The organism is Micromonospora foliorum (assembly GCF_022229015.1).
Lineage (GTDB): Bacteria > Actinomycetota > Actinomycetes > Mycobacteriales > Micromonosporaceae > Micromonospora > Micromonospora foliorum.
The window spans coordinates 1-6,348 of the sequence record NZ_JAKKFF010000425.1 but is presented as its reverse complement, the minus strand read 5'-3'; the positions used below and the strand labels follow the sequence as shown (position 1 = coordinate 6,348).

The following is a 6,348-nucleotide window of genomic DNA, read 5'->3' as shown; positions in this document are numbered from 1 at the left end:
CGGGCCGCGCGCCCGCCGACGCCCGGCGGCTACTGACCGGGCGCCCGCCGACGCGCGGGCGCCCGGGCTTTCGGTGGTGCGGCCGACCGGGCTGAGCTGGGGGAATGTGCGGGCGGGGAAAACTGTCACACCTCGGGGCTAGAGTTGCCGAGGCGTGTTTTCCGCGCCCGCACGACCGCTCAAAAGCACCCAGAGCGGGACTAATCCTTTGCTTCATCTTCTCCCGGGAGTACACGTACCGTGGCCGACCGACTGATCATCCGTGGCGCGCGCGAGCACAACCTGCGTGACGTCAGTCTCGACCTGCCCCGGGACGCACTCATCGTGTTCACCGGGCTGTCCGGGTCGGGCAAGTCGAGCCTGGCCTTCGACACGATCTTCGCCGAGGGGCAGCGCCGCTACGTCGAGTCGCTCTCGTCGTACGCCCGGCAGTTCCTCGGTCAGATGGACAAGCCGGACGTCGACTTCATCGAGGGCCTGAGCCCGGCCGTCTCGATCGACCAGAAATCCACCTCGCGTAACCCGCGTTCGACCGTCGGCACCATCACCGAGGTCTACGACTACCTGCGCCTGCTCTACGCCCGCATCGGTGAGCCGCACTGCCCGGTCTGTGGCGAGCGCATCTCCCGGCAGAGCCCGCAGCAGATCGTCGACCGGGTCCTCGCCATGGCCGAGGGCACCAAGTTCATGGTCCTCGCCCCGGTGATCCGTGGGCGCAAGGGCGAATACGTCGACCTCTTCGCCGAGCTGCAGGCCAAGGGCTACGCCCGGGCCCGGGTCGACGGCGTGGTGCACCCGCTGACCGAGCCGCCGAAGCTCAAGAAGCAGGAGAAGCACACCATCGAGGTGGTGATCGACCGGCTCACCGTCAAGCCGAGCGCCAAGCAGCGGCTCACCGACTCGGTCGAGGCCGCCCTGGGCCTCTCCAGCGGCCTGGTCCTGCTCGACTTCGTCGACCTTCCCGAGGACGACCCGGACCGCGAGCGCCGCTACTCCGAGCACCTGGCCTGCCCCAACGACCACCCGCTCGCCATCGAGGATCTCGAGCCCCGGGTCTTCTCCTTCAACGCGCCATACGGCGCCTGCCCGGAGTGCACCGGCCTGGGCACCAAGAAGGAGGTCGACCCGGAGCTGCTGGTCCCCGACCCGGAGCGCAGCCTGCGCGAGGGTGCCATCCAGCCCTGGTCCACCGGGCACAACCTGGAATACTTCCTGCGCCTGCTGGAGGCGCTCGGCGAGGCCCAGCACTTCGACATCGACACCCCGTGGCGGGCGTTGCCGGCGCGGGCGCAGAAGACGATCCTGCACGGCTCCGACGACCAGGTGCACGTGCGCTACCGCAACAAGTACGGCCGTGAGCGCTCCTACTACACCGGCTTCGAGGGCGTGGTGCAGTGGATCGAACGCCGGCACTCCGACACCGAGTCCGAGTGGTCCCGCGACAAGTACGAGGGCTACATGCGCGACGTGCCGTGCGCGGCCTGCGGCGGTGCCCGGCTCAAGCCCGAGGTGCTCGCGGTCACGTTGGCCGGCAAGAGCATCGCCGAGGTCTGCAACCTGTCCGTGGGGGAGTGCGCCGACCTGCTCGCCGGCATCGAGCTGACCGACCGGCAGAAGATGATCGCCGAGCGGGTCCTCAAGGAGATCAACGCCCGGCTGCGGTTCCTGCTCGACGTCGGCCTGGACTACCTCTCCCTGGACCGCCCGGCCGGCACGCTCTCCGGTGGTGAGGCGCAGCGCATCCGGCTGGCCACCCAGATCGGCTCCGGCCTGGTGGGCGTGCTCTACGTGCTCGACGAGCCGTCGATCGGGCTGCACCAGCGCGACAACCACCGGTTGATCGAGACCCTGATCCGGCTGCGTGGGCTGGGCAACACGCTGATCGTGGTGGAGCACGACGAGGACACCATCCGCACCGCCGACTGGATCGTCGACATCGGGCCCGGCGCGGGCGAGCACGGCGGCAAGATCGTGCACAGCGGCTCGGTGCCGGCGCTGCTGAAGAACAAGGAGTCGATCACCGGGGCGTACCTGTCCGGCCGGCGGTCGATCCCGACGCCGACGGGCCGCCGCCCGCAGGATCCGGCCCGGGAGCTGGTGGTGCACGGCGCGCGGGAGCACAACCTGCGCAACCTGACCGTCTCGTTCCCGCTGGGCCAGCTCATCGCGGTCACCGGGGTCAGCGGCTCGGGCAAGTCGACGCTTGTCAACGACATCCTGTACGCGGTGCTGGCCAACCAGATCAACGGCGCCCGGCTGGTGCCCGGCCGGCATACCCGGGTCTCCGGTCTGGAGCACGTGGACAAGGTCGTCGGCGTGGACCAGTCGCCGATCGGCCGGACGCCGCGCTCCAACCCGGCCACCTACACCGGGGTCTGGGACCACGTCCGCAAGCTGTTCGCCGAGACGACCGAGGCGAAGGTACGCGGCTACGGCCCGGGACGGTTCTCCTTCAACGTCAAGGGCGGGCGCTGCGAGGCGTGCTCGGGTGACGGCACCATCAAGATCGAGATGAACTTCCTCCCCGACGTGTACGTCCCCTGCGAGGTCTGCAAGGGCGCTCGGTACAACCGGGAGACCCTGGAGGTGCACTACAAGGGCAAGACCGTCTCGGACGTGCTGGAGATGCCGATCGAGGAGGCCGCCGAGTTCTTCTCCGCCATCCCGGCCATCCACCGGCACCTCAAGACGCTCGTCGACGTCGGCCTCGGCTACGTCCGCCTCGGCCAGCCCGCGCCGACCCTCTCCGGCGGTGAGGCGCAGCGGGTCAAGCTCGCCTCCGAGCTGCAGAAGCGCTCCACCGGGCGGACGGTCTACGTGCTCGACGAGCCGACCACCGGTCTGCACTTCGAGGACATCCGCAAGCTGCTGATGGTGCTGGAAGGGCTTGTCGACAAGGGCAACACGGTGATCACCATCGAGCACAACCTCGACGTGATCAAGACCGCGGACTGGCTGATCGACATGGGCCCCGAGGGTGGTCACCGCGGCGGCACCGTGCTCGCCACCGGCACCCCCGAGGAGGTCGCCGAGGTGGCCGAGAGCCACACCGGTGAGTTCCTGCGCCAGGTGCTCAAGCTCGACGGCAAGGCCAAGGGTGCGGCTGCCGCCACCACGCGGGCCGCCAAGGCCAACGGCGTGACCAAGGCGCGGGCCAGCCGCAAGGTGCCGGCCGGCGCGCGCTGACCTCTCGGTGTGTGTTCGCGGGGCGGGGCGGGGCGGGGCGGTTGACGCCCCGCCCCGCCCCATTTGCCGGGTCGGACGAGTGCCCCGATGAACCATCCGGCACAGTTGCCCGTGTGGAGAAGTGTGGCCGGCTATCGACCGGCGCAGCGGGCTAGAGAGAGGCGAGGCATGAGTGACGATCAGGCGCTGACCGGTCCGGGTACGCAGACACGTCGTACCCTGCTCACCGGCGTCGGGGCGGTCGGCGCGGCCGTCGTCCTGGCTGCCTGCGGCAGTGACGACGGCGGCAGCGGCAGTGACGCACCCACCAGTGGTGGTCCCGCCGTACCCAGCACCGGTGACGCCGGCGGCGGCGACCGGCAGAATGCCCAGTCGCTGGCCACCACGGCCGACATCCCGGTCGGCGGCGGCAAGGTCCTCGCCGCCGAGGGCGTGGTCATCACCCAGCCCTCGGCGGGCCAGTTCAAGGGCTTCAGCCCGATCTGTACGCACCAGAACTGCCCGGTGACGAACGTCGACGGCGGCACCATCAACTGCACCTGCCACGGCAGCAAGTTCTCGATCGAGGACGGCTCGGTGAAGGCCGGCCCGGCCACCAAGCCGCTGCCACCCAAGAACATCAAGGTCACCGGCGACCAGATCTCGCTGGCCTGACCCGACGGGTTGACCCGGCCGCCGCACGCGGACCGGCCGGTCGGCCCGGCGTCGCAGGATCGACTCGCGTCTCGGGAGGTCGGGGTGTCCGGGGAGTGCCGACACCCCGACTTCCGGGACGCCGAGTGGATCACGCGCCTGCGGTGGGCTGTCGGTGCCGCGGACTAGGCTTGTTGGCGTGGCTGACCCCTCGACCTACCGCCCCGCACCCGGCACCATCCCGGAGCTACCGGGGGTCTACCGCTTTCGCGACGGCACCGGCCGGGTGATCTACGTCGGCAAGGCGCGAAACCTGCGCAGCCGGCTCAACTCCTACTTCGGCGACGTCTGGAACCTGCACGAGCGCACCCGGCAGATGGTCACCACCGCCGAGTCGGTGGACTGGATCACCGTCGGCACCGAGGTCGAGGCGCTCCAGCAGGAGTTCACCTGGATCAAGCAGTACGACCCGCGGTTCAACGTCCGCTACCGCGACGACAAGTCGTACCCCTATCTCGCCGTGACCCTCGACGAGGAGTACCCACGGCTGCAGGTGATGCGCGGCGCCAAGCGCAAGGGTGTGCGCTACTTCGGTCCCTACTCGCACGCCTGGGCCATCCGGGAGACTCTCGACCTGCTGCTGCGGGTGTTCCCCGCGCGCACGTGCTCGGCCGGGGTGTTCAAGCGGGCCGGCCAGGTCGGTCGCCCCTGCCTGCTGGGCTACATCGGCAAGTGCTCGGCGCCGTGCGTCGGCACCGTCTCCGCCGACGAACACCGGGCCATCGTCGACGGGTTCTGCGACTTCATGGCCGGGCGCACCGACACCATGGTCCGCAAGATCGAACGCGAGATGACCGAGGCGAGCGAGCAACTGGAGTTCGAGCGGGCCGCCCGGCTGCGCGACGACGTGGCCGCGTTGCGCCGGGCCATGGAGAAGCAGACCGTGGTGCTCGGCGACGGCACCGACGCGGACGTCGTCGCCTTCGCCGACGACCCGCTCGAGGCGGCCGTGCAGGTCTTCCACGTCCGCGACGGGCGGGTCCGCGGCCAACGCGGCTGGGTGGTGGAGAAGACCGAGGATCTGACCACCGGCGACCTGGTGCACCACTTCTGCACCCAGGTGTACGGCGGCGAGCACGGCGAAGCCGACGTCCCCCGCGAACTGCTGGTCCCCGAACTGCCCGCGGACGCCGACGCGCTTGCCGAATGGCTCTCCAACCACCGGGGCAGTCGGGTGTCGCTGCGGGTGCCGCAGCGGGGCGACAAGCGCTCACTGATGGAGACGGTGGAACGCAACGCCAAGGACGCGCTGGCCCGGCACAAGCTCAAGCGCTCCGGTGACCTGACCACCCGGGGCAAGGCACTGGACGAGATCAGCGAGGCGCTGGGCATGAGCACCTCGCCGCTGCGCATCGAGTGTTTCGACATCTCCCAGATCCAGGGCACCGACGTGGTGGCCAGCATGGTGGTCTTCGAGGACGGGTTGCCCCGCAAGAGCGAGTACCGGCGGTTCATCGTCCGGGGCGCCACCGACGACCTCTCCGCGATGTCCGAGGTGCTTCGGCGTCGCTTCGCCCGCTATCTGGACGCCCGGGCCGAGACGGGCGAGGTGGGCGTGGAGTCGGCCGACGACTCGGCCGCCCCGCAGGACGCGGTCGAGCCGCAGGTCGGCGTCCTGATCGATCCGACCACCGGCCGGCCCCGAAAATTCGCGTACCCCCCACAGTTGGTGGTCGTCGACGGCGGCGCCCCACAGGTGGCCGCCGCCGCGCAGGCACTCGCCGACCTGGGCATCGACGACGTGGCCCTGTGCGGGCTGGCCAAGCGGCTGGAAGAGGTGTGGCTCCCGGACGACGAGTTCCCGGTCATCCTCCCGCGCACGTCTGAGGGTCTCTACCTGCTGCAACGGGTGCGTGACGAGGCCCACCGGTTCGCCATCACCTTCCACCGGCAGCGCCGCTCCAAGCGGATGACCGAGTCGGCACTGGACCACGTGCCCGGCCTGGGCGAGGTGCGTCGCAAGGCGTTGCTGCGGCACTTCGGCTCACTCAAGCGACTCTCGGCCGCGACGGTCGACGAGATCACCGAGGTGCCGGGGGTGGGTCGGCGTACCGCAGAGGCGATCCTGGCCGCCCTCGACAAGGACACGAAGGCCGGCGATGGCGCAGAGGCGAAGCCCGCCACCTGAGGCCTGTCCTCGCCCCGCCCGACTGGAGGCGGCTAATCAGCTCACGCTGGCTGCCCACGCTCGCCCGGTGATGGTCGGTCGCGCCACGCATGATCGTGCTCGATCCTGGTTGTAGTGGCCTCAAGGCCCGTGGAGGGCCCTGTTTCCTGGATCGAGCACGATCTTGGATGGGTGAACGGCCTGGCCAGGTGTCGTTTCGGCCCTTGCGTCCGGGTTGGGCCGGGTCGGGGCCGGGTCGGGTCGGGTCGGTCGGGCCGTGGGCGGGGCCGGGTCGGGTTGGGCTGGGTCGGGTCGGTCGGGCCGTGGGCGGGGCCGGGTCGGGTTGGGCTGGGTCGGGTCGG

3 protein-coding genes are annotated in these 6,348 nt (G+C 70.3%); all 3 read left to right on the top strand.

From position 1 onward, the window contains the following. Positions 1-240: 240 nt before the first annotated feature. The 3 genes from uvrA (at position 241) to uvrC (ending at position 6,007) form a co-directional block, all read left to right on the top strand. Complete coding sequence (uvrA, locus tag PSH25_RS26540; protein ID WP_238661632.1) at positions 241-3,186, top strand: excinuclease ABC subunit UvrA; 2,946 nt, start codon at positions 241-243, stop codon at positions 3,184-3,186. A 168-nt stretch (positions 3,187-3,354) separates the two neighbouring features. Then, positions 3,355-3,840 (top strand): Rieske (2Fe-2S) protein, encoded by a 486-nt coding sequence (locus tag PSH25_RS26535; protein WP_238661631.1) that lies wholly within the window; start codon positions 3,355-3,357, stop codon positions 3,838-3,840. Positions 3,841-4,018: 178 nt separating this feature from the next. Next, positions 4,019-6,007, top strand: a complete 1,989-nt coding sequence (gene uvrC / locus PSH25_RS26530; RefSeq protein WP_238661630.1) for an excinuclease ABC subunit UvrC — start codon at positions 4,019-4,021, stop codon at positions 6,005-6,007. Positions 6,008-6,348: the final 341 nt, after the last annotated feature.